Origin of the sequence: Caballeronia choica (assembly GCF_001544535.1) — a bacterium.
GTDB classification, from domain to species: Bacteria; Pseudomonadota; Gammaproteobacteria; order Burkholderiales; family Burkholderiaceae; genus Caballeronia; species Caballeronia choica.
The window spans coordinates 1-23,176 of record NZ_FCON02000124.1 but is presented as its reverse complement, the minus strand read 5'-3'; the positions used below and the strand labels follow the sequence as shown (position 1 = coordinate 23,176).

Below are 23,176 nucleotides of genomic sequence, written 5' to 3'. Positions count from 1 at the left end.
CGTCATCTGCATCGTCGGCAGAAGGAGCCTCACGTGATTCGCAATCTCTTCAAGGAAAAGCATGTCCGCTACGCCGCTTGAGGAAGAGGGCACTATTTGATGCACTCGTCAGTAACCGCCCGAACTAGGACGACAAATGGAGGACCAAATCATGGATTTGCGGAAGAAATGGAAAGTGTCGTTGCGCAGCCGGAAGACGTTACCAGCGGCGGAGACGCCGTCGGACCGACCAGGCGAAGTGACGAGACTTTGCGACATTCCCGCTTACATCAGGCGTCGCTCAAGCATTCCCGAACTCGAACGATTCCGACGCTTATAACGGGTTCGCAATGCGGCAGGCGGGGATGCGTCACACTCTGTGCGTCGGGAAGTCACAAGTAGTTCACTGGACATTCTTTCCTGAGTGGTGTCTGTCAATCGTCGATAAGGCGCGACGGCACCACCCTTCTTGTTCGGCGCGTCGCGGGCGACATCGAAAGGACGTTTCTCGAAGCGCTCGTCGTAGTGAGTGCCGGTACTGAGTATCACTGCCGCGAGAGCGCGTGGCCGGGTTCCCGACGGTGTATGCGGCATTACTTCTGAAGTTTCAAGTCGGAGGTCGCTGAGCCTGCAAGGCATAACGGGTACATGTATGCCTGGACCTTCATGTTCCGGTACGAGCGAAAAGGATAGTGTCTGTAGGATGATGGGCTGCCATATCGCGGGCACAGACTTACCCTGCACCGCTCGGCCCATGCCCGGATTGCACGCCCGATACATTGGACAGAGTGAGACACAAACTGTCGCAATCCGCGCGCACAATAAGAACTCGACAGCGCGCGATAGTGGTACGAATACCGCCCCGAGAGCTTAACGATTGTTGTCGACGCGGACGGGTGCCGCTCTTCTTTTTGTTCGATGACGAAACACCGCGGCGAAATAATGAACCTGAGAGAGAAAGATGGGGAAATTGACGAAAGCCTTGCTTGGAAACGCATGCCTTTACACCTCAAAAAATGTCGATGCGGCAATCGAGCACCTCGAGCGAGTCCTCTCCCTGGAGTGCGCCGACAGCTATTTTGGCCAGAGCTATTGGCACGCTCGCGTTAGTCAACTGAATGACACTGTCGGACTGACGCACTCGCAGCAGGTACGCGTGCGTAGGCTGTTGACCCTCCTCACAAGCCAATCCGAAGTCACGGTTGCAGAGCGCAACGCGAGCAGACATGTCCCGCTAGCGAGACCCTACGCCTGACTTCGGCCTCTCGACCATCGCCGCTTCAAAGGTCGCGCATTACTGCGGCGGAGGCTGACGCAGCACGGCTGAATAGATTCAAACGTGCGAGTTGAAAACCACCTTGCCACTAGCAAGGCTATCGCCTTAGGATGAACTTCTGAGCGAGGGCAAGACTCCAGGGCGCCTGCCCGATGCTCGCGCTCTTGCCAAGGAGGGCAACGCCCTCCCTGATGCATAACGATACCTTCGCCTTCTTATGACACTCTTTTACCGTTCCAACGACCAAAACAAGCCTCCTCCCCGCGCAGCGGTCCCAGCATGACTCTGCCTCGACCTCCGAGCCCCCTCAGGGCGAGGCATAGACTTCTTTGAAAGACAAACACTCTTTCAAGTAGATTAGAATAGTACGTGGCCGCGGCGCCGAAGAAATTCCATATGAATCAATCGATTACGCCCAGCGCCTCGTCGAATGTGACGTGAGTCCGTATGCAATATGACGTGGTTAGGACCACGACCTCACGTCACATTGCGTACGGTGTGGGTATCGCGCGCGCCTGTCGGTTAGTTCGAAAATATCTCCCATACTGCGGCCGCCAGCGTCGGGTCTGCTTCGGCCTCGGGCGCACTCGAAGTCGACCTCGCTCGCGCTACCGCTGGCAGCGTTGGCCGCGACGTTGCCAGCGCATCCGCCTTCACGAGCGGGTGCCGAGTGAGTTGCACCGCGCCATTCACCGTCGTCTTGACGGTCCACGTTGCCAGCGCCGCGATTTCCGATAGAGCTTCGAGTATCTGCTTGTGCCGGCGACGCCTTGCCACCGCCGCCGGCGATTCTGTGCCGGCCTGCTGCTCAATGCGTCCGCGCCGCGGTGCGTTATTGACGTCGCCCCAGATATAGGTCGAGAGCGTGTCGAGATGGAACGCCATCGTCTTCCCCGGCCGAATGCGAAGTGATAACGCACAATGCAACGCTCGCGCGCATTCCGCGCGCAGGCTCAAACGCTCCGCAAGGCAAACGGGCGAATATTGGCCGCCGAACAGGACATTCGTCAGGCGCCAGTTGAGCACGACCGTCACGCCCTGGTCGTCGCCGACCTCCCACGCCAGCAACCGCGACTGGAATTCGACGTCGCTCTCTTGACGGGTCCAAACCGTAACTTCGCACAGTCGCTGCAGCTCTGCACGACGCTGAGCCATGGCACTGCCACCTGTCGAGCATCCTAGGCGACGGCACAGCTCGTAGAAGCTCACAGTGAGCTTTGCGATTCGAGGCCGTCGACCCTCATTCAAGTCATAGAGCGACGACTCAATGTGACGTGATGAATCGCCGGCGCTTTCATCTCTCTCGAGCTGCTCGGCGGCGAGTTCAAGCAGAACCAGCAAAAGCGTCTGCTCGCCGACACCCAGTTGTTCCGGTCCACGCCATCGCCAGACGACTCCATCAAAGTTGAATTTCAGGTTGAGCTTGGGGCGCTCCCCTCGCCATACTGGCTGAAAGACAGGCGCCGCACACAACGCCGAGTCGTATCGCACAATTCGCGGTGCAGCCATCATTGCACGGCTCCGCTTGTTCGGCGGGTTTTCCCGACCACTCCTGACCGAACCCGACTTCTCCGACCATCCGCCATAGCAGGCGTCCATACCGCCAATGCGCCCGATGCGGGGTTCCTCCGCAGGACAATGGCCTCCTTCCCCGCCATGTAGTTGGCCTTCGATACGTCGAGCTGCACGTACAAATGCCGTTCGGCGTTCGCAACCGGGAATTGCAACGCCATGCGGTCCGAGACACTTGACAGGTTCGCTTGCCAGCGTACTCCATCCGTCAGCGCAGAGGAACCGCGTGCCGCTGAAGCCTGGTCACCGGTGCCGATGGCAACCGAGCTACGATTTGCATGATGAGACAGGATGACCGCTGCCCCCGTTCGACGCGCCAAGTATTCGACCGCAGAAACTACCGTCGACATGTGGGCGGAGTCGTTCTCTTCGCCGGCATGAAAGCGCCGCAGCGGGTCGATGATGACCAGCCTCGCCCCCTCGCACGCGCCAAGCATTGCCTTTAGTTCATCGGTCACAGAGCCGTCGCCATCAACGCAATGCAATCGCTGCCCTGACCCGGCCAAGGGATAGATGCACAAGTTCGTCGCCAACCGCTCTGCCAGACAGTCCCTGCTGCTTTTCGTCTGGAACGCCGGCATTGTCGCCACGCCTGCAAGCGCGGCTTGTAAGCGGTGGTGCATGATTGCCTTCGATTCCTCCGCCAGGAAGAACACGACACGCTCGCCGGCCGGGTTGAGCAACCCTGAAGTCAGGATGCCTCCGCCCACCGGTGCGCCCGCCGCGATATCGCACGCGAGTTGAGTCAGCAACGTAGTCTTACCCATCGCACCCGGTGCGACAAGCAAGCCGACGGTGCCTGCCAGCAAGCCTGGCAAGACGTAGTCGAGCGCGGGCGGCTGCGTGGTTAGTGTCCGCCTGACATCGAGTCGGAAATCGTCGAAGTTCATCAGCGCGCACCTCGCACGACATGCTCAGCGAGCCACGCGTCAACGTCGCATTCGCGCCAACGAAGCAGGCGCGTGCCTGGGATGTGCAGCCGCGGCGGTACTGCCATGGGGTTTCGGCGAAGGTCTTTTCTTATAGTCTCAGGACTGCGCCCAAGTAGGGTGGCAAGTTCGTCAAGGTCAAGCAGTTTCAAGGTTTCTGGTCCCAAAAGAAAAGGTTTTTCGGGACACGTGCGGGCATTAGAGGCCGACATGTGCCGCTACGAGCCAAGAGGCGACGTAACGGAAGCGTGTAGGCCAGTGCATTTATATCTGCGGAAGGGAGGGCTCGAAATTAGACGGCGGGACCGACAGCAAGCGGGACGCCCGAGCCCGAGGCGACAGCCAGTGGTATGCGCGGGCACATATGCTAGACGGCACTTTGACTCATCGGCCAACGGATGCTGACGAGCCACGGTCCGTCTTTCCGCCTAAAGTTTTGCCGACCTATGCCGATAACCCGTGCTCGATGAACATCAACGGCATGGAGCACAAGTGGCAACCAATTCAACGATGAAATCGCCAGTCGAGCGTGTCGCTATTGCAGAGCTTGAAAAATTGATGGAGAGGCTGCATAAGGACAACGCCGACTCTTTGAAAGCGGCCGCTTATATTAGACACATTACTGCGCCACTACACGGACTGAAACTCGCACAAACTGACCTTTTCGGCTCACTAGAAATGCTCAGGGTAGCTGAGGCCACCGGAGACAAGACGGCGGCAAAACTTGCGAATCGCAAAGTGAACATGCACGCACGCAGGCTAGATAAGAACCGAGATGAGCTGTTGCATATGGTCGAATTGTCAAAGTATGCGTTCAAGCGCAAACCAAAACCAACAGCCGCCTGAAGTTGAGCGTTTCAAGGTAGCCTACCGCCCCGCACGTCGCGGGGCTTCCGGCGCGGTGAGCTCCGCCAACGTATCTCGATAGGACTCGAGCGCGTCAGCTTCTTTCAACCGCTCAGGTTCGGCTGCATGCTTCTCCGCAGCAAACCAGATGCGCCGTTTGACGATAGGGCTGCGCGCGCTCACCTGTTAGGCACTCGAAATTGATACGGCGCCGCATAGGCGCCGCCGCAGGCCACCACTATCCGCGCGCCCGCGCCCACCCCGTTTCTTGGAGCGCCCTAAGCAGACTGTCTTCGCCATCGTCAACCGCTGCAGCAATGCTTCGCCACTTCCTGTACACGGATGTGTCGCTTAGCTTGCTCGCTGGCGCCTTGCCGTAGTGACCTGCCCTCACCGCGGACGCTGCGCACACGACAGCTGCGAACACCCCGTCGAGCGGGTCACGCTGAATGTTCCCCGCCACGGCAAGCTGCTCAAGGGCGGTGCTGAGCGCGTCTACAGTCCCAGCATCGATGCCCCGCCCGGCTTCAAGAACCAGTTTTCCTGCGTCCATTAACAATCTCAGCGCCTCTTCAAGGCGCCACCGTGGGTCACGTTCGCGATTATCAGCATCGCGGCGCTCCTGCTCTTCCACTTGACGCGCTTTATCCGCCGCCCGCACAGCCGGCAGGACGACCTTTTCCTCGACGTACTCGAGTTCTTCCTGCGAGAGCTTTGCGACCAGTTCGGCAGGAATGTCGAGCGCGTCGGCGCGCAAGCTGCCGACAAACTCCTGCATGCTGTAACCGTGCGTATTGCCGTCGGCACCTTTGCGGACATATCGAGAACGGTAAAGCATTACGCGGCCTTGGCGCTTTTTTGCGTGCATTTCGTGTCTCCACGAGAGTATGGGATGCACGGTATAGGCACGCATGATAAGCGGTTGGTGACACGGAGTGCGCCGGAAGCGCATCCTGCGGACACCGCTGTCGTGGTCGCATGGGCACAGGTTCGCTCGAGTACGTGTATCACCGGGGAGACAAGACGGGAGCACCCTCAGCATTGGTCAGTGCGTCACGCAGGAAACGCCCGGCCTGACGGCGCCGAACATGCGCACCCGGGTGACGAGCGGACAGACAGCGCGGCGTGCAGCCGCGGGCATCGATGAGCGATGCAGCCGCGTATGCGGGTCACGACGACCTGGAAGAGACGCCTATGAGGAACAGTTGCTCGCGACCGGGACCGGCAAGGCGGGGCGAACCCCGCCGCCGTCCCAGCGCGTGCCGACCTTGATTACGCGTGCAAGTGCGAAAGCACGCCGCACGATATCGGCGCGGGGTCCCCGCGCTGCGTCGATGAGCTAGTTGACTACGCAGCGCGGGGCAGCCGGGAAGGAACGGCATGCCGAGGAAACAGTTGGTGTCGCCGACCATCGGAACACGTGCGGCATTGGGAAAACAGCTTTGGGCGGCGGCGGGGTTCGCACCGGCGCAGCCGGTCGGGAAACGCGTTCGCTTTGATGGACGTCGCGACGGACACATCGGTGTCGCGCGCCCTAGCGCGCGAGGCCGGACGAGGGGAAAGAACAGTTGCCCCCTGCCCTCGCCCGGCCGCGCGACGAATCGTTGACGCCACCAACGATTGGCGGCGCACATGGTGGGCAGCTTATTGAAGGCGGTTAGCGAAGCGTCGCTATAGGAAGGACCGCCCCCATGTGCGCGACGAAAACGAGCGATGGGTCGGTGACCTCGAATACGCTATCTCCCAGGAGCAACATCAAATGCGTCAATCCATCGCGACACCGAACATCCCGCCCGACGATACCGACGTCGACATCTCCGCGGCATTGCCAACAGCAACCACGGATACGGTCGCCGGCCGTACCGCGGCATCGCCGCCGGTATCGCGCAAGGCACAACCCGCCAACGCAGGGACAACGGCGACCACATCCATCGCCGCATATCTCGGCGACACCGAGACACCCGAAGAGATATCCAAGCCTCAAATCGCCGATAAACGAGTGAAGCGGACAATCGACCGCGGCCTCGTTGCGGTCGTCCCGCCAAATGTACTTCGACACACAATTCGCCTGCGTGCTCTGTCGCTGGCGAACAGATTTCGGGTAATTCGGACGATTGATGTCGCCATCGCGTGCTTCCCGGAGCGACCCTATAAGGCGGCCTTGACGGCCGCACAGCGTGCGATGCGGTCGATGACCAAAGCCAAACTCCTCCTCCGTTATCGGACCGACCGCTTTCAACACGTCTACGGCCTCACCGAGCCCGGTGCTCGGTGGCTCGACGACCATGGTGTCGACGCCGCCGCATCAGTACGGCGTGTCGCCGACATGTCGAATCCAGAGCACAGCTTGTGGATGCACTTCATCACCCTCGCCTGCGAGGTCCGAAGCTTGGCCGCACACACCGAATCAGAAGCGCTTCAGTACTTGAATCGCGACCGTGACCCAGGCGCCCCGGTGAAGCAGGGGTTCATTACAGTCGCTGCTCGCAATCGGAAACGCATCCTTCGACCCGATGTCCTTTCCTACGAGCCCGACGGGGTCACATGGTATGAGATTGACCGCAGCAAACGTGGCGCAGACCGCGAGGCATCACTCGCCGCTTTGACTCAACGCATTGGAAGCAAAATCGCGACTGGCGAGGTACTCCGCCGCGTGGTCGTGCACGCAAAAAATGAGCGCATCCAGAAGCGGGCTCTCGCCATCCTCCATGCTCAAGAAAAGGCGTCGGAGAGGCCGCACGCACTGACCGACCGCACGTTCCGCGAAATCGACGAGGGTATCTTTGAGGTCTGGACCGAGATTGAACAGCGTCGTCCCGATGGTCGCATTGGAATTGAGAACCGTTGCGTTGGCCACGTCATCATCCAACTGCTGCCCACGTGGCTGCCGAAGGTACGACTTGATTCCAAAAATCAGCATCCCTTGACCGGGTGGCTCAGCGAAAACTATTTGCCATACCGGCGCCCAGACGCTCTCGGGGCGTGGCCGCGCCCGGCTTCGCCGTTGCTGTCAGTCGTTACCGGGGCAACTTCGTAGCTCTCTCTATACGAAGCGATGGGACATCCATCATCAATCGATTTTTGAGGACATAGCTATGCAAGCATTTGGAAACGTCGCGACCGCACCTGTGCGCAAGGAAACGAAGTCATCGGGAAAGGGCTACTACGAGTTTCGCATGTGCGAAAGCCAGCGCGGAACGGATAGCGACCCGACATGGTACACCGTGCGTGTGATGAAAGATGCCGACCCAGGAGTTGGGAAGGGCGACTTCCTCAAAGTAACGGGCAAGCTCAAGACAGACTTTTACTTGTCACGCGAGGGGAAGCCAACGGGGACGCTGTTGGTTATCGCGTTCGAGGCGGCCAAGATTGCGAAGCCGGCGACACGGTCTGTATCAACCGAAGCTTCCCAAGAAGCATAGAAAGACTGATTTCAGCCACTCCGTCGGAGTGGCTGCCTCTTTCTCGCGACGAAAATCCGCTCTCGGTACGGGCGCGTTCGGCGACGGGACCCACCGTGTGATTCGGTCAGGAGCCACTCCGAGCGCAAATTGCGGCTACTCCCACAGAACGCGCTCGTACGATGTCGCGCGACAAAGGAACGTGACGCCCATAGCCACTACGTAACGAGTCACAAGTGAGCGTCGGCGCTAATGAAGCGACTTTCTGACGAGCAAAGCATCGAGAGCATCTCGCGCGTACTGAAGCTCGTTGATTGCAGCCGTCAGGCGCGCCAACGGCAAGGTTGGTGGCATGTCGTCGGTCGACTCGTTAAAGCGCTCTTCGAATGCCTTGGATGCCGACTGCACTTCTCGCGCTGCATCGGCGACCCGCGCGATAGCCGCGGCTTCGTCGGCCGTTCTGTCGAATTGTCCCATCTGATGTGTTTGCGTGTTCGTGCGAATGTCTTCTTGGACATCGCTCGCAAGACTTCCTCCGAACCGGAAGCCACCCTCACGGCTGGTCCTTCTTTCGGCTCCGCTCGGTCGTCCGCTCGTAAAGCACTATCTTGCTGCCAACTCGGATTTTGCGGCTTATACGCCGTTTGCCGGTGGTGACAACCGGCTGCACCGGAACTTGCGTCGACTTGCCCTCGTTGTACTCCCGAGCCAGCCTTCCATGGCCGACGTCGATTCCGAGCCTCCGAAAAGCCTGTGCAGCGATAGTTTCGAATGGCGCGGCTGGCGTCAACTCCCCGGTGAACCGATTCTTTCGAGTTTTCGCGTAGATGCCGTGACCCACTCTGACCAGCAGTTTCGACTCTACAAGTTTAGCGAGAGTACGGCTCAGTTGCGCGGCGCTTCCCAGTCCAGCGAAGTCCCTTCGGAGAATGACAACTCCTTCCTGCTTGTCGATTGTCCGCAAGACCCTCTGCTCGAGTGTTAGCTTCCGCGTGGTCTGTGCACTCATATCTTAAACGACCGGTGAATTCGGCCAACTCGACGACGCCGTGCTAAGGGACGTTCAGGCTACCGGTCAGGGCCTGCCGCCAATCTGCTTTGCGACAAGCCGTTCGATTGCGAGCACGCCTTCTTCCGTCTTTTCTCGCGCTGATGAATTTGCTGAGTGCACGAAATTTTCGGCGGCCGGTGGCCGCGAAGAGCGACGGCTTCTTCAATCCACAAGATGACATCGTACCCCGTGGCACGGTCATCGTCGCCTTGGTCATGGTCGAGGCTGATTTCTTCGACGTTCCCGGTATCGTGCAACCTTATCGCCTCCTGCGGCCAGTACACGCGAGTCTAGCCTTCTGGCTTGCTGCACAACGGAGGCCCGCAACGGACGACGGACATTTCTTTTCCATTCTCGTCCTTTCCGCCCGCAATAGCGCATGGTGGACCGCAATCGTGCTTTTCGTGCCAACATTATCGATTGTTGGGACGGCACTACGCAACATTGCGCGTGGGCATCCAGTAGGGCTGTTGGCGGTAATACTCGTGGACGGACGAACCCCAACGCGGGTCCGCCATCAACGGCCAGTGGTCCTTGTCGAAGCCAGGCGCGTTTTTTATCTCTTCGGCCATGAGGTTGACAAGAAAGACCTTCTCGTCGACATTGAGAGTCAACGCGCCCCATGGAATAGCGTGAAGAGTGGTCCCCATCCCAAGGAAGCCGCCTTCTGATAGCACAGCATATGCGATGCGGCCGGAGCGAACGTCGAGCATGATGTCTGAGATTTTGCCGACATGCTCTCCGTCAGCGGTTACCACCTTGTTACCATCGAGCGTGGCTGCGGCCATAATGTCGGGGCCAGGGCCGTCGCCGACGCCGATTCCTACAATTCCTGCGCCTTGCTCTCCCGCTAGCGATTGAGACTGCGTGCTGGGTTCAAGTGTTGTCATCATTTGTCTCCTAATGGGCAGACACTTTCAAACGCAACGCGCGTGCCACCCCGAATGCTGCGCTCGAGGATTCCATGTTTCCCGTTTAGGCGCCGCAGCAAAGTGTGCGACGAACGTGCTGCGGTCACACGCCCACGAACGTTCGGAACGCATACCCACCGAATGCCACGTTATGCAGAGTCGGGGCGTCTGAATTCCGGCATGAAAATTGCCCGGGAGGGGATGCGGTTTCAGGCGGCCAAACTTGACCCGGACCTGTTCAACAGCGTAAGCGGCTGCGTACGCGGAAAGCTCACTTCAGACAAAGGTACCAAGGCCGCCGCCAAGAGCCAGCTAGCGTCGCTCAGGGACCTCTAAGCCGAATCCATCAATTGCGTCACGGGAAGTCCGAAAGCCTGCCACTGCGCCGGAGCGCCAGCAGCGAGAAATCCGGCTGTTGGAAAATCTAGCTCTAGCAACGAGCGGCAGCGGACCCCAAACAGTGACAGATTCTGCATATAACAGGCTGCGCTTGTTCGTCCCTGTGCGGTACCCCTCCGATACGACCACGAGCTTGATGCATGCCTTCATACGCTCGGATACAGTCAGGAGGAAAACGATGCCGACCGTATTACCGAGCCCGAAAACAAGGAGGCGATGGTGGACGAGCACGATAACTCATCCTTTTCGAAGTGGGCAGACCCTAATCGGCCCGCGCCTGAGCGGTCGTGGTACTTTCAGCCACGCCGCTGTCGGGACACGCCGGTTCACGCCGACGTTCCCCTAGAAACCGTGATGCGCGGTGGTGTTGTCCACGTGCCTTGCTACCTACGGCGGCTTTGCCGCTTCTGTAAGGGCACCGGAAGGCCGCCAGGAACGGACAGTCTTTATTATCGAGGGGAGTCGGCTCCAATGTGCGCTCACTGCGAAGGCTCACGCACGGAGATGCGCATCGACATTCTGCGCTTTACTCTCGCCGCGGGCCAACCTATCGGGTCGGTGGTCGTACTGCCCTGGCAGGGCATTCCTGCGCCGTTCGGCGGCCTTCCTGGCGACGCCGTGCTCCACTTTGATTTGGAGCCGCACCCAGAGTTCGAGGTGGACGCGCTGACGCTCATCCGGGATTTCGTCATCGACCGTCGGACTGCGGAAAGTGGCGGAGCTGTTTGGACCAAGCTTCTCGGGCGGGATGCCGCGGTATGGGTGCCTGCCCGTACCGCCGAAGAAGACATTATAGTATTGCCACGACAGGGCCTTTATGCACTCGATGGCAGCCGCGGCGACATTGCGCTGCGTGTCACGTTCGATGCGCGAAAACAAAGGCGCTAGCCTGCCAGGTTTCGATAAGTGCTCGGCAACCTCACCGTGCTTGCGAATTGCCCGACAAAGTCCATATGTGAAAGCGGGCACCGTACGCTCGTCAACGGCGCAAAGCTGAGTTCTTGTTTCAATAGGATGACTGATTGAGCGGACTTACGCCGACTTGATGTATCCATCTTACCAATTGGACGCCCGAGACCAACCGTCGCGCCACGGTCGAATTAGGCCGACGCTCCGTGGTGATGAAGCGCGGCCACTCGGCTGCGCGTTAGAATCACCATTCCGTTGCGATGCGCCCCGAGACGGATTTGGATTGCCGAACTGCCAGCAATGCGTGGGAGGCAAAGATGCATTTCTCGAAGAGACGGTCCGCCAATCGACGGTCGTGGGTTGCGCTTCACGCAAAGGAACAAGTGAGTCAACGGTCCACTTTGTCGACAACGTCTGTTCGAGAAATGGTGGACGCAGGTCGATGGGTGCCACTCGGGGAGGCTCAGCCCAACCGGCGTTTTTGCCTTATCTACAGTAAATCGGACGACCGCTGCTTCGTCGTCGTGCAAGACATCGGCAATTGGGCCGTCGTGACCGTTCTGCCACTCTGGATGTGGAACAACGGCGCTTTGTCGGAAAGGTCGCCGCAGGCAGACGAGGCTCGAAGATTGGCGCTCGAACCACGGTCACGCGAACCGAGACGAGAAAAAATCCGATGTCATTCCCGACGCCCGACCGGTCTGTTCAGGCGTAGACGATAAGTCTGCCAAGAGAGCGATGACGTGCGCCACGCACGACGGCCTTCACCGCGCGCCCGTACTGCCGCTTCATCAAAAACCTCGCGCAGCCAAGCGTACCTGGAAGGCGTTGTTCTTGTTGCCGGAAATCTATCCACGGCGCCACTCAACATGACGAGCCTGATTCATCGAATGAACTCCGAGACACCGATGGCAGACGGCCGGGGTTGTGGTCACCACCATCTCAACGCGGCACAGGCAGCGGTCGCGGCGCAGGCCGCCTTGCCCGAAATCATTGCCTCTCACGCTGCTGAAGAAATCGCGACTCCTACTGCGGAGGAACCCCTCGGCGCCAGTGTGGCGAATTACTCAATCCAAATACGGGCGCCCGGCGGTAGATGGCGTCGGGCTAAGCGACCGTCATTGCGTATGCGCCGGGAAGCGAAGAAAAGAGCGACGCGTTCGAGGCTCCTCCGAGCGCCAATTCTTAGGGGAAGAAGCTGACGGATGCACGGACATGCGCATCTCTCGCGCTCGGCGACTGCGCCGTCGCGCCAATTTTTGCCGCCGAGGTGTTGGGCGCGGAGAAAAGCGCGTGCTCGCCCGCGCTATCAGGCCCGCATCGGGTCTTTGAATAGTCGGTGCACGAAGTTTTGCCGCGCGACAAGTCTCTGCTTGCACCACCTCTGTCACCGCCAAGACCACTTCCCATGAAAGGGCGTCTTCCCGATTCGCGTTCTCCAGCTCTGCGAGAAACTCGTGCCAAAATTTAATACCTCTGCAGGAACGGCCGGGACCGCGCACGGACCGCAACCTCGCCAATAACACCGCCGTGCGCGCGGCCTCAACTTGCGCTGCTTTCCTGAGCGCCCGAGAACGGCCCCAAACGCCGCCTCGCCTGTTGACAAATGACGCGACGGCGAAGGCCAGCATCATAACGACGACAAGGGCTTGGTTGCTCTGGAGCAAATTTTCGTATGCCATGCAGTCACCTTGGGCTGGCTAGGCTAAGTTTTTGTTTCGAATCAAAAATAGATTCGATTGTGGCTTTCTAGGCGACGGAAAGGAACTCAGGTTGGAGGACGTTCACGAATGGCTCCTACGATGCGAAGTGGTGCCTCAGATTTTTGTTGCGATGCAGCGAAGTCTCATTCTAGAGTGGCGCGCGGCGAAGTCAAGATATGCTGAGACGCGCGTCCTACGCGTGCAACACGGATGCCACGATGGTCGTGGCGGGTTGGTGGTTCTCACGAAATCCCGGATATCCAACATCGCCCTGCTTCCGAGACCTCAAGAACTGTTATCGAGTGGTAGCAGGTCAAGGCGCCGCGTCGTGGTGAGCAGAAATTCAAAGGCCGCCTGCGGCGTGTCGCGGAGTTATGTTAGCCAGCGTTATGAGCTTGCGGACGCGGGTTCCTTTGCACTTCGGACCCCGCGGCCGAGAATGCGGGGAACTAGCCCGTGTGCGCGGGTGACGAGTAGGCAAAAATAGTCCACGACGCGCGGCGTTGAAAAGAGAAGGGTGGTGAGCGCCTAGCTCGCCGACAGATACCCGACCAGCATGTCAAAGACGACATACATCCCCGGCACCTTTGCAGACCCACCGTTTGTGACTGTCCTGTCGAGTGACTCTCGGTCCGTCGGGATGAAAACCAGTTGCGCGTGCTCCCACGCGTCGTCTGCCGCCGCTGCGCGACGGAGAATTTCGGTTGCTGCGAATGCTGGACCCGCATTTCGCATATCTGCGACTGCGACGACCGTCATGTCAAGGGTCTCTTGATTGCGCATCAGCCCGAGAACCTTCACTGCGGCGGCCGATACGTCCGTCTCGACGATGTGCAGTTCCTCGGACAACGCGCGGAGCACGGCCGGCTCAAGCGTGCGCGCCTGAAAGTCCTTCGCCTCCAGGCCCTCCCCCAAGCCAATCGTCCATTCGTTTGCATGAACAGCCACCTTGTCGCCGCGTAGAGCTGTGAGCATAAGTCCGTCACCTGAGACGACGAGTACCACGAGACCGATAGACGAGAAGAATTCCACCGGAAGTCTTGCAAATGCGGCCGGAGAATCGCCACGCAGGTTCTTGAGACATTGCTTCAGCGCCCGAAGTTCGCTGTAACGAATCGGTCCTCCTTCCGCTTCGACAACGTTCTTTCGAACAGAAATTCGTGACGGCTGAACTCGCACGCAATCAAAGGGGAGGTGCGCCTCCCATTCAGCGAGCGCTTTGGGGAACTGTTCTGCCAGCCCTTCGGGCACTGCGAACGCTCTGTCGGGCAAGTAAGCGACCGTCAAGTCGAGGCCAGTTCGTTCGTACGCAACTACGGTGACTGGACTGGTCGATTTCACGTTTGTCACCTGAAGGCAGAGGGGATGGCTCAAAGTCTACGGTTCGCTTGTCACATCCCGGTGAGCAGCCACTTGTAGTAAGCATGGACGAGGTATTCACAAGTGGTGAAAAATGCTTGACGTGCTCCACCTCACGGCTGCGAAAAAGACCTACCGCACAGAATTGTCACATCACTTTGCTACAAGGGTACAGGGCAAATAGCGTCGGAGAGAATGTGAGCAATAAGTTAGCCGCCTTGCGAGTAGCAGAGTCGAAGAAACCGCACCCCTTCGAAGGTTGTTTCACGACGTTGGCCGATTACTCGCCGGAAAGAGCAATCGGAGCCCTGAGCGACGCCGTTCGCGCCGACAAGCGAGAAATGAACGCCTACGACTGGGTTCACGAATCACTCCCAGGCGCTGAATTGAAACCTGCCTTCGCTTTTGGCACCGTGGGCGAACTTTATCGCAGCTACAGCCGAGCGCAAGAGTACAGCCGCTTCAAAGGAACGTTGCGCGCGGCGTGAAGTCAACATGAGCCTCAAGGTCACCTCGTGTCGTTTTGCTAAACATGAGCGTTACCGAGCCTCCTCGGTGGCAGTTGGACCAACCAGCTTGAATGAGCGCCGACGATGTTCTCGTAGAACCAGTCGTTGAACGCATCGAAACCCTGCACGGTCAGCCCGAGCTGATGCGCATTCTCGCAGGCGCGCACCAGCATCCAGCACGCAGCCTCCTCGAGGTCGGCTTCGAAGTCGCGCGCATTGTTTTGTCAACGTGGTGCAGTGCGTTCCTTACCCGATTCTCGGCATCCGTGAACGCCCCTTTATCCAGCGGCTTGCCCCGCAGTGCAGCGTGCACCGGGTCGGTGGCCTCCGATTCCCAGTCCAGGACCGCCTGCTTGCCGTGCCGCAATGCCCGACCCATAACACTTTCGGCTGCGCTGGCCAGGGCGATTCACCACGGTTGCACATTTGTGGGGACATACTCCGGCTCCAGTGACGAATGCGGAAGCCCCAGTCCATCGCCGGCCCCGGCGCATTTCCGAGGAAAAAATTGGCGGCCAAACGCAGGCCGCGCTTGTTGCCAATCGACACGCACTGGCGCGAAGCCCGCGCACCGCACGAGTCGCGTTCAACGTCTCAGCAGCCAGTCGAACGCTAAACGACATCTTCAGATGTCGTTCCGTCTAAATATCTTTCTATGCCTACTCGGGTTTTCCGCAACGCTGGTTTCGATTGCATTCCCGCGGAGACCGCCTATAACCGTCAGTTATGAACTACATGCGGTGTTTCAGGAGAGTAACCATGAGAAGAATTGCGGAAGGCCGACCGTTCCTGATGCGCATGTGTACGGTTTTGCTTTTGCTTGTACTCCTTCTCTCGCCCGCGATGCCCTACGCACAGGTTGCCCGTATGGAGGTCATCCCTTTTGAATCAGTGACGCTGACAGACCCGGAATTTTTGCGCGGAAATGAGGACGGCAAGCTTGTGACCATAGCCGGCGAGTTGCGTCTGCCTCGGCCTGGGACCGAGCGGCTTCCCGCCGTTATACTGCTCCATTCGTCCGGTGGTATTAGCGGTCAAATAACGGATTGGGAACAATATTTTCTTTCTTTGGGTGTTGCGACGTTCGTCATCGACAGCTTCACGAGCCGAGGTATCGAAAGCACAATCAACAACCAAAGCCAGCTTGGCAGGCTCGCCCAGATAGAAGACGCGTATCGCGCCCTCAACCTTATCTCCAAGAACCCTCGAATCGACGGCTCGCGAGTGATGCTCGTGGGATTTTCGCGTGGAGGACAAGACTCTCTTTACGCGAGCATGACACGGTTCCAGAAAAAGCATGCCGCCGCGGATAATCCCGGGTTCGCAGCATACGTAGCCTTTTACCCCGACTGCAGTGCCCACTACCTCGATAAGACGTAGCAAAGGTTCCGATTCGCATTTTTCATGGAAGCGCCGATAACTACGACCCCATCGCGCCGTGCAAAGCGTATGTAGAGCGGCTGAAGGCCAAGGGCGCGGATGTCCAACTCTCGGAGTATCCAGGCGTCAACCATGTTTTCGATGCCCGCGCGTTCGCACGTCCTACTACCCTGCCGAAGGCGCAGACGGTGCGCAACTGTGCATGGGAAGAACAAGCGCCAGGACAGTTGCTGAACAGCAAAAGCAAGCTGCCGTTTTCGTACACCGACCCTTGTGTCGAGCTAGGCGTGACTGTCGGTTATGACGAGAATGCGACGGAACAGGCGAAGAAGGCGATAGCCGACCTCGTTGGGACCACGCTCAAGCCGACACGTTCGCCGTAGCCCGCTAGCAGTCCAAAACAGCCGGTACAGGCACAATTGACGCTCCGCCATTCTCGTAAGGCGGTCCATCGCTTTCAGTTCAGTAGGATGCCAAGCACGGCGGCGCCGCAGGCTAAGCGACCGTGTTGCACTACCGCGCGTGCGGCGTTAGGGTAAGTGGTAATACCGCATGGTCGCGTTGGACGTTGATTGCGGAGCAAGGCGGTTCGCCAACTGCTTCGGATTACTTGGACATGAACCGCCGCTATCTGCGCCGACTCTCGCGGCGACGCCGACCTCTGACCATGTGCTCATTGTCAGGGACAATGGGGTGAAGCCGCCGGGCGGTACTCTGCGCTCAAGTTGGTCGGATGTACCGTACGGCACACGGCAACAGCCGACGAAGCTCTCGACTTGCTCATCGGTGGCGCCACGTTTGATTTCATACTTTCCGACGTTCATATTTCCGGAAAGCTGAGCAGAATGCTGAGCGGCATCGACCTCGCTAAGCAGTTTCGAGGCATGTGGCCCGCCCAGAAATTTGCGCTTATGACAGGCGACGCGGACGAATTTGGACGCGCGAAACTAGGAAAACTAATAATCCTCGCAAAGCCTTTCTACATCGAAGAACTGCGTGCGCAATTAAGCGGCAGCAGCACCGTAGTGGCTTGACCGTGAAGGCGACGGCGTGCTGTTTCGCCGCCTATCCGTTCGCAACCGCTGGCGCTATTGGCCCCCGAAGTAAATCTTGTTCATGTCGGCCGCAGAAACGGGTCTAGGCGCTCCGCCTCCAGATGCCGACGACCCGCTGACCGTTCCACCGTAGCCGGTCGCGGCGCCGCTCGCGGATACGCGCGCCTCGGCTGCTTGGATGTTCCCCGGATAGTTCGGCTCGTCGCCGTCGGCTGGCGTATAGCCAGCCTGTTCGAGCTGCCTGAGGTCAGCGCGAACTTCAGCGCGCGTTATGGACGAATCCGATTGCGCGAACGACACGACCGGAACCGCGAAGACAGACGCGGCGAGAATTGCATAGATTAGCGACTTCATGATGTTAAAACTCCAAGGGGTCCTCGTTAACTCGTTACAGACACGGTTTCCCTACGACCAGCCCTTTAAGAGTAGTCCAACTGATGCTATATGCGCGATTCAATAGCGCGGTCGACCACCCCATCAGCGAACATTATATTGATTTGCAAGCAGGACTTTACTGGTGGCCCACTCCATTCAACGGCGCCGCAAGAAGGGGCGGTGTTGCCTTGGCTGCTACTCGTCCACGCCGACGCGCGTGTTGTCGCGAGTTCCTGCTGCGGGCCGCCATCCTCGGGGCGCACTTCGCGTCGTTTTCAAAGCTGGCGGGACAAAGCAATCGACTCGCGCCGCAGTGGAACCCGGAAACGGCCCGGAAGGACGCGTAAAGCACCCATTCAGGCCGCTCGCTGAGCGCAAACCACCATTCTGCAATCTTCGTCCCAGAAGGACGACGAAAGGGCCATGATGGCGTATAGGTAGCGTCTCTACGCCATCATGGCCCTGCTCTTCCTTAGAGCTGTTCCGAGCAGAGCGCGCGCAAAGCTTATAAGGCCCATCAGGAATTAGCGTAACCAGCATGGGCAACGAGGTGGCTAAGTGACCATTCGACGAAGTCGCACAATTCGAGGGCCGAATTCGAGTGCCGTCTTCTGAATGTCACTTGCCGGATAACTCGGCGACTGTGGGTTCATCGCAGCGCACGACCGCTTTGCGTCTATCTCGCCTGAGCGCGCCTTACCCAAGGCAGCTCAGTCAATACCGGTGAAAGCAGCGCACACGCTGCATCGCCGACAACGTAGGCAGAAGTTCTAGGGAGCATAAAATGAATACGAAGCAAGTCGTCCCGGTCTGTGCCGCATTCTTGGTATCGCTGCTTATAGCAGGATGCGCTCAAGACTCGGCACCTAGCGCCCAATGGTCACAATCGCTTGACCAGGCCTCATACGGCGGTACTAATGGAGTACACACTGTCGCGGGTGGACGGCATCAACAGGGAAGCTGCAGCGCCGCTCCCAACTGCGATATTTTCTTTGGGCAGTAAGTCCACCGGCCAAAACGAGAGATGGCTGATGCAGCGCGGCCCGCCATCGACACGGCCAACGCGCACTCAGCGGAGCCTGCGGCGCTGTCAGACTCTTCGGGGCATTGGGTGACTACTCGTTCTTACTCATTCGGCCGATGCAACTGAATATTACTTGTTAAAGCGCCAAGACAATTTGTGGTCCACGATTGCGGCACCTTCGTCTGCCCCCGGGGCTTGGATGGCTTTGAAAATAAAAGATGCATTGCCTGTGATGCCCTCGTATTCCAGTTCCACCAATCAGCGTGTGCTGTTTCACGGTGTAGTCGAAAGTGCTGAAGACCTTGTCTCCGTCGGTGTCTATCTCGACGCAGTTGCCTTGTCCGCTGACCTTCCCGGAGACGGTTTGGACATAAAGCAAGCACCGCACCGACATGCCGTCAAAGTAAGGCTTCCCGTCGGTGTTTCGTGTCACACCGAGCACTTCTCTAATCGAACTATTGTCAATGGTACCGAGCGCTTGCTTTGCAACGATGTGCGAGGTGAAGTAAGCAGTGTAAGTGGTGGCTCCTTCACGAGGAAGTCGAGCCACAGGGGGATTTGTGTCTTGGGCAAAGGCATGGCTTGTTGTGACAAGCTGCAGCGTTAAGGCAACGAATAGTATTGGACAGCTTCTCACGGACTTCTCCTCGATTCCTATGGGCTGTTATATCCTCGCACATTGGTAAGCGCTAGCGACGAAGGGATTTCGGCAGTACGGAAACAGGGAACGGGGCGTCCCGCGCTTGACGCAGGAATCCGAGAAGCCTCCCTCTTATCTCAAAGGTTACTTTAACGACTAGGGTGATTAGGTGTGCCCCCTCTGCCAAGCACACTGCGAATCGTTTCGGCAACTTCCCTACTTCAAGTTAACGACATAGACGACAACTTCGGTCTTGCCGACGTTCCTGAGTTTAAACGGGTCTGATGGCTCGAGGTATTTCACCTCACCTGTTTTCCACTCTATAGTTTCCTTCTTGCCGTTGGCATAGATGCGAATGAGGGTACCGCCTTTTAGAGCGCGCGCGACCCGATAGCCTCGCGAAGCATTTTCCAATTCGGTTCCTGGCTCGAATCGATTGTCGACGACTCTCACTTTGTCGTTATCTAAAAGCACCTTCTGTTCCGCCTTAGGAGCCGCCACCGCCGCGTCTTGCGCGGAAGCCTGGTTTGGCGTAATGCTTCCCAGCAGCACGCCGGAAAGCATAAGTCTGAGTGACAGCCTGAATAATTTGACCATCATGCGCCTACCTTTTTAATGCAATATGAAGAGGTCGAACAAAACATGCGCCAGTTACAGGGTGCGAAGGTGCTTCCAAAAGGCACCGGCCTCGCCCCCGCAGACCGCAAGCAGCTCACGACGACTCAAACCTCGAGGAATGCGAGTGCCGTAACAAACCTGCCATCGCTGCATCGTAGGGTTAATTGCATACGCCACCACGCAACTTTCGAGACAATTGGGCCAGCTACCAAACCAGCTAGGGCGAGCACAAGCAGTAAGTGCAAGCACTCCGCGGAACGGGTCGACACGTGGGTAGGTCGGTGCAACTTCGTTATGCAATCCTAGGAATCATGGCCCTATGAACGCTTAACCAAACGCACCTGTCAGATGGATGTCATCCCAATTACTATAGAAGGCGTCGTTCCCACAAGCAAGGGATAGTTCCGACAAGGCGAGCGGTGAAGTCGAAATGGCGTCACCTTACAAATGAAAGCAGCAACGGGACGGAGAGCGTGCTATCCAAGTGTCCGTTGACACCGAACTTCGAATGACAAGTTGCTACAAAAAAGACTGGGCATTACCGGCGTCAAAGCAACATTCCCTGTCCCCACACTGCAAGTTTGCAGCGGTGAACTCCCAAAGAGCATGACCGGACTTCATCCGTCTTGCGTTTCTGTACCTCTTCTCAACGCGAAGTGCCCGGCAGCCTGTCGGCACATCACGGAGATGGATTCAGCTTTCGAATCCCGTGAGCCCAGTTCTCCTGCGGCTACAATGTCGCAGGCCTGCCTCACCATTGCGGAGTCTTTGAAGAGGCCGTCATCGGAGACGGCCGACGCGACTTCGCCGATGCGTTGTCGCCGCAGACGAAAGAACGATAAAGCCTCGAACGCATGCATTCTATCGTCCTCCGCCTGCGCGCCCGACGCGACTAACTCGGCCGCTCCAATCAATTGAGCGATGGTCTTTTCATAGTCGGCACGGTCTATCGTGCTCTCCAGTAATCTGCGTCAGATACTCTCCGGGGCATCACCTCGTCTCGCCATCGAAAGTCGACAGATTAGACTCCAATGCATCCAGGGATACTTCGCGGGCCGCGAGCCTCCAGCCGGATGGCGCGCTCTGCAATTCCGGGCCGGCACCTGGACGACTATATTGGCGCTCCGGCGCGTTATGGAAATGGGGCTCGTGGGTCTCTGTGTGTCACGAACTCTGGTGCAGTTTCCGAGCATGGATTGAGCTTCCGCTTTCACGGAGACAAGGGCGGACTCGGATGGTATCAAGAAGAGCCCAACAACTCGTTCACCGGCGACTCGGTGATTCATAGTTTCGTGTACCAGAGCTGCGTCAGCGTTTTGGGCAGCGAGGTCCATTTCTAGTCCTGAGGCCTGCGAACCCCCGCGCTCTTAGCACAGCGCTCGCTAAGAAGCTGCGTGCGGATTTTGAGTATGAGATTTCCAACATTCGACCGTTGAAATCAAGGGGCGACGTTTCAGTCGCGTGATTAGGGCCAATGATGCTTCCACGCCGCCGCGAATCGTTCGAACGGTCGTTTGTACAGACTGGCCATGGCCTTGGTCGCGACAAATATCGTCGCTCGTTTTTGAGCGCTCTCTTGCAGATGCGGTGGCCGAAGAATCTCTATAACGGCACCCCTTCAGCAAAGAAGGCTTCTCATTGACTGGTAATGCTGGCACGACGCTGTTTGATGGCCGCTTTCGCGATGACGCTAGGACCTAAACTGCGCAGACATAGGCTGACGACGCGGTGACTGTACTTGCGCGGGCTTGACGTGAGCTATCCTGCCTCATGCTTCCGGTAGGGTGTTTCAAACGCATTTGCGCCCGGGCATCTCCAGCGTCCGCGATTGCAGCGGCATATCCGTTTCATACGCGTCGCGAAATGGCCGTCCCGCCCGCATCACTCCCTACGCTGGATGCGTATCGCGGTTCGACTGACGCTGCTGCTCCTGGGCTCGAAACGCACGACAGCAAATACGGACACTGGCCGCGGAGAGTAGTCGTCGGCAATCCGCCAGACCAGTTCGACGCTGCCGTCGCCGTACTGCTTGTCGGCGACGCGCTCAGCACGCGCCTGCAGGCATGCGCTGACCGCGCGGCTTGCCACCCCGCCCATTTCCTCCGCTTGCGCAGGTTCATGACAGACGAGACCGCTCTCTCCGCAAACAACATGTTCGGTGTGGTCCCGCCCACGCCTACCTCCACGGAGAAGTCCATCAGTGACAACGACGAAGTGTACAGCGCGAGGTCATCGGCTTTCTCGGCAAGTTTGCCTATCGTGCGTCTGAAGTCAGTCTGGGCCGATTGGACGGCGTTCAGCAATTGTCGGCAGGGACGCCCGGCCGACGTACTATCGTGCAATTTCCGGGCACGCGTGGCCCGGCCGATGTAGCTCGTATTCTCTATGACCGGCCCCGCCTTGAGGGTCCACGCGGGCTCAGTCAGCGTAGGACTCCAGTCAATCCGATATCGGATTGGCCGATACTCACGCCAATCTGTGACGAACCACTGCAGGTGTCCGGATTCGGAAGGTGATTTTAGCGGGCCGATGACTGGCTCCTGCACACACCGGCTAATCACGGTTGCTGCCCGATTCGTGCGCTGTCGTGCAACGGATGGAATCAGATTACTTTCAGCAGGGATGCACTGCAAGACCGGCGTCAGTCCCGACGCTACGACATCACATCGAAGTAGGTCCGGCATCGGCGAGTGGGCGATGTGATACATCGCCTCGCCGTCTACTCTTTCGGAATGGCGAGTGTCTTCTCCGACAATATGCGGGACGAAGTCACGCTGTCCGAACGCGGTGGCGGCACGCACCTCCGCACATTCGTCCGGAAACGCCAATGCAGGAAACGCGGCCACGCAAACGCCGAACACAAATGTGAACGGTGGTTCCAAAAAAGGAATCACATTACACCTTGCCGATGATTTCGAACTTCCGTATTGCTTTTATAGGCAAAGTGAAGGGTTTTAGCAATGAAGTCCCGCGGAAGCTACAGCCGATAAACGTCGTCGCTAAGACGCCTTCTCGTACTTGGCTTCTCTGTCGTAGGCAGTGGTCCTCAGCCGCAGACCTATTATTCTCGAGACGAGGGCGTCCCCGGTTGACGATAGCGGGCTGGCCACGATTACAGCGAAGGACGTGGCGACCTTGGTTTCTGAGTTGCGTAAGTCCCCGGTGCGTATTCCGGTGATCGTGACCGCTCATTCCGGCTGAACGTGACCGCTGCGCATGAGATGGTGGTACGCGACTAGA

At 58.3% G+C, this 23,176-nt stretch carries 18 protein-coding genes and 1 pseudogene; 9 read left to right on the top strand and 10 right to left on the bottom strand.

The features are described from left to right. Window positions 1-1,777 precede the first annotated feature (1,777 nt). Together repC and AWB68_RS33350 are read right to left on the bottom strand one after the other, a co-directional pair. Window positions 1,778-2,767 (bottom strand): replication protein C, IncQ-type, encoded by a 990-nt coding sequence (repC, locus tag AWB68_RS33355; protein WP_160110115.1) that lies wholly within the window; start codon window positions 2,765-2,767, stop codon window positions 1,778-1,780. After that, window positions 2,764-3,717, bottom strand: coding sequence for an AAA family ATPase (locus AWB68_RS33350; RefSeq protein ID WP_087648560.1), 954 nt, complete (start codon window positions 3,715-3,717; stop codon window positions 2,764-2,766). The genes repC and AWB68_RS33350 overlap by 4 nt, the downstream gene beginning before the upstream one ends. A gap of 531 nt (window positions 3,718-4,248) precedes the next feature. Between AWB68_RS33350 and AWB68_RS33340 the strand changes: the two genes are divergently transcribed. Beyond that, window positions 4,249-4,602 (top strand): hypothetical protein, encoded by a 354-nt coding sequence (locus tag AWB68_RS33340; protein WP_125483125.1) that lies wholly within the window; start codon window positions 4,249-4,251, stop codon window positions 4,600-4,602. Window positions 4,603-4,840: 238 nt separating this feature from the next. Here the strand turns inward: AWB68_RS33340 and AWB68_RS33335 are convergent, their stop codons facing one another. Beyond that, window positions 4,841-5,470, bottom strand: a complete 630-nt coding sequence (locus AWB68_RS33335; RefSeq protein WP_087648557.1) for a hypothetical protein — start codon at window positions 5,468-5,470, stop codon at window positions 4,841-4,843. A gap of 825 nt (window positions 5,471-6,295) precedes the next feature. Here AWB68_RS33335 and AWB68_RS33330 point away from each other — a divergent pair. Together AWB68_RS33330 and AWB68_RS33325 are read left to right on the top strand one after the other, a co-directional pair. Further along, complete coding sequence (locus tag AWB68_RS33330) at window positions 6,296-7,639, top strand: hypothetical protein (RefSeq protein ID WP_235028620.1); 1,344 nt, start codon at window positions 6,296-6,298, stop codon at window positions 7,637-7,639. 58 nt (window positions 7,640-7,697) lie between these two features. Continuing rightward, window positions 7,698-8,024 (top strand): single stranded DNA-binding domain-containing protein, encoded by a 327-nt coding sequence (locus AWB68_RS33325; protein ID WP_087648556.1) that lies wholly within the window; start codon window positions 7,698-7,700, stop codon window positions 8,022-8,024. A gap of 532 nt (window positions 8,025-8,556) precedes the next feature. Here AWB68_RS33325 and AWB68_RS49860 read toward each other — a convergent pair. The 3 genes from AWB68_RS49860 to AWB68_RS33305 all read right to left on the bottom strand — a co-directional run bounded on the left by AWB68_RS49860 (window position 8,557) and on the right by AWB68_RS33305 (window position 9,944). Further along, window positions 8,557-9,012 (bottom strand): DUF6088 family protein, encoded by a 456-nt coding sequence (locus AWB68_RS49860; protein WP_087648554.1) that lies wholly within the window; start codon window positions 9,010-9,012, stop codon window positions 8,557-8,559. Window positions 9,013-9,071: 59 nt separating this feature from the next. Then, window positions 9,072-9,338 carry a cyclic-phosphate processing receiver domain-containing protein gene (locus AWB68_RS51165; protein ID WP_327383799.1) on the bottom strand — a complete coding sequence of 89 codons (267 nt, stop codon included), beginning with the start codon at window positions 9,336-9,338 and terminating at the stop codon, window positions 9,072-9,074. Between the two features lie 150 nt (window positions 9,339-9,488). Further along, window positions 9,489-9,944, bottom strand: a complete 456-nt coding sequence (locus tag AWB68_RS33305) for a PRC-barrel domain-containing protein (protein ID WP_087648562.1) — start codon at window positions 9,942-9,944, stop codon at window positions 9,489-9,491. 636 nt (window positions 9,945-10,580) lie between these two features. Between AWB68_RS33305 and AWB68_RS47130 the strand changes: the two genes are divergently transcribed. Next, window positions 10,581-11,252 carry a DnaJ C-terminal domain-containing protein gene (locus AWB68_RS47130; protein ID WP_125483124.1) on the top strand — a complete coding sequence of 224 codons (672 nt, stop codon included), beginning with the start codon at window positions 10,581-10,583 and terminating at the stop codon, window positions 11,250-11,252. A gap of 2,252 nt (window positions 11,253-13,504) precedes the next feature. On the opposite strand, the gene AWB68_RS33295 is transcribed toward AWB68_RS47130, so the two are convergent. After that, on the bottom strand, window positions 13,505-14,317 hold the full coding sequence (locus AWB68_RS33295) for a hypothetical protein (protein ID WP_125483123.1): 813 nt from the start codon (window positions 14,315-14,317) through the stop codon (window positions 13,505-13,507). A gap of 215 nt (window positions 14,318-14,532) precedes the next feature. On the opposite strand from AWB68_RS33295, the gene AWB68_RS47125 reads away from it, so the two are divergent. After that, window positions 14,533-14,823 carry a hypothetical protein gene (locus tag AWB68_RS47125; RefSeq protein ID WP_125483122.1) on the top strand — a complete coding sequence of 97 codons (291 nt, stop codon included), beginning with the start codon at window positions 14,533-14,535 and terminating at the stop codon, window positions 14,821-14,823. Window positions 14,824-14,861: 38 nt separating this feature from the next. Here the strand turns inward: AWB68_RS47125 and AWB68_RS49005 are convergent, their stop codons facing one another. Beyond that, window positions 14,862-15,017, bottom strand: a complete 156-nt coding sequence (locus AWB68_RS49005) for a hypothetical protein (RefSeq protein WP_200828868.1) — start codon at window positions 15,015-15,017, stop codon at window positions 14,862-14,864. 586 nt (window positions 15,018-15,603) lie between these two features. On the opposite strand from AWB68_RS49005, the gene AWB68_RS49855 reads away from it, so the two are divergent. The 4 genes and pseudogenes from AWB68_RS49855 to AWB68_RS33280 all read left to right on the top strand — a co-directional run bounded on the left by AWB68_RS49855 (window position 15,604) and on the right by AWB68_RS33280 (window position 17,258). Beyond that, window positions 15,604-16,224: a dienelactone hydrolase family protein gene (locus AWB68_RS49855; protein ID WP_268810958.1), complete on the top strand. Its 621-nt coding sequence runs from the start codon at window positions 15,604-15,606 to the stop codon at window positions 16,222-16,224. 11 nt (window positions 16,225-16,235) lie between these two features. Continuing rightward, window positions 16,236-16,337: pseudogene (locus tag AWB68_RS51160) on the top strand (dienelactone hydrolase family protein); the annotation flags it as partial. 75 nt (window positions 16,338-16,412) lie between these two features. Next, entirely contained in the window at window positions 16,413-16,607 is a 195-nt protein-coding gene (locus tag AWB68_RS49850) for a hypothetical protein (RefSeq protein WP_235028622.1), read from the top strand. Between the two features lie 393 nt (window positions 16,608-17,000). Next, entirely contained in the window at window positions 17,001-17,258 is a 258-nt protein-coding gene (locus AWB68_RS33280; protein ID WP_087648551.1) for a DNA-binding transcriptional response regulator, read from the top strand. A gap of 54 nt (window positions 17,259-17,312) precedes the next feature. On the opposite strand, the gene AWB68_RS33275 is transcribed toward AWB68_RS33280, so the two are convergent. Together AWB68_RS33275 and AWB68_RS33270 are read right to left on the bottom strand one after the other, a co-directional pair. Then, window positions 17,313-17,633 carry a DUF4148 domain-containing protein gene (locus tag AWB68_RS33275; RefSeq protein ID WP_087648550.1) on the bottom strand — a complete coding sequence of 107 codons (321 nt, stop codon included), beginning with the start codon at window positions 17,631-17,633 and terminating at the stop codon, window positions 17,313-17,315. Between the two features lie 1,901 nt (window positions 17,634-19,534). Continuing rightward, window positions 19,535-19,918: a cupin domain-containing protein gene (locus AWB68_RS33270; RefSeq protein ID WP_087648549.1), complete on the bottom strand. Its 384-nt coding sequence runs from the start codon at window positions 19,916-19,918 to the stop codon at window positions 19,535-19,537. Window positions 19,919-23,176: the final 3,258 nt, after the last annotated feature.

What these genes read in the sequence shown, in the direction of transcription:
- repC (WP_160110115.1), bottom strand. Translation starts at nt 2,767, where the DNA reads ATGATGGCTGCACCGCGAATTGTGCGATACGACTCGGCGTTGTGTGCG.
- AWB68_RS33350 (WP_087648560.1), bottom strand. Translation starts at nt 3,717, where the DNA reads ATGAACTTCGACGATTTCCGACTCGATGTCAGGCGGACACTAACCACG.
- AWB68_RS33335 (WP_087648557.1), bottom strand. Translation starts at nt 5,470, where the DNA reads ATGCACGCAAAAAAGCGCCAAGGCCGCGTAATGCTTTACCGTTCTCGA.
- AWB68_RS33325 (WP_087648556.1), top strand. Translation starts at nt 7,698, where the DNA reads ATGCAAGCATTTGGAAACGTCGCGACCGCACCTGTGCGCAAGGAAACG.
- AWB68_RS49860 (WP_087648554.1), bottom strand. Translation starts at nt 9,012, where the DNA reads ATGAGTGCACAGACCACGCGGAAGCTAACACTCGAGCAGAGGGTCTTG.
- AWB68_RS33305 (WP_087648562.1), bottom strand. Translation starts at nt 9,944, where the DNA reads ATGACAACACTTGAACCCAGCACGCAGTCTCAATCGCTAGCGGGAGAG.
- AWB68_RS47130 (WP_125483124.1), top strand. Translation starts at nt 10,581, where the DNA reads ATGGTGGACGAGCACGATAACTCATCCTTTTCGAAGTGGGCAGACCCT.
- AWB68_RS49005 (WP_200828868.1), bottom strand. Translation starts at nt 15,017, where the DNA reads ATGCTGGTGCGCGCCTGCGAGAATGCGCATCAGCTCGGGCTGACCGTG.
- AWB68_RS49855 (WP_268810958.1), top strand. Translation starts at nt 15,604, where the DNA reads ATGAGAAGAATTGCGGAAGGCCGACCGTTCCTGATGCGCATGTGTACG.
- AWB68_RS33275 (WP_087648550.1), bottom strand. Translation starts at nt 17,633, where the DNA reads ATGAAGTCGCTAATCTATGCAATTCTCGCCGCGTCTGTCTTCGCGGTT.
- AWB68_RS33270 (WP_087648549.1), bottom strand. Translation starts at nt 19,918, where the DNA reads ATGATGGTCAAATTATTCAGGCTGTCACTCAGACTTATGCTTTCCGGC.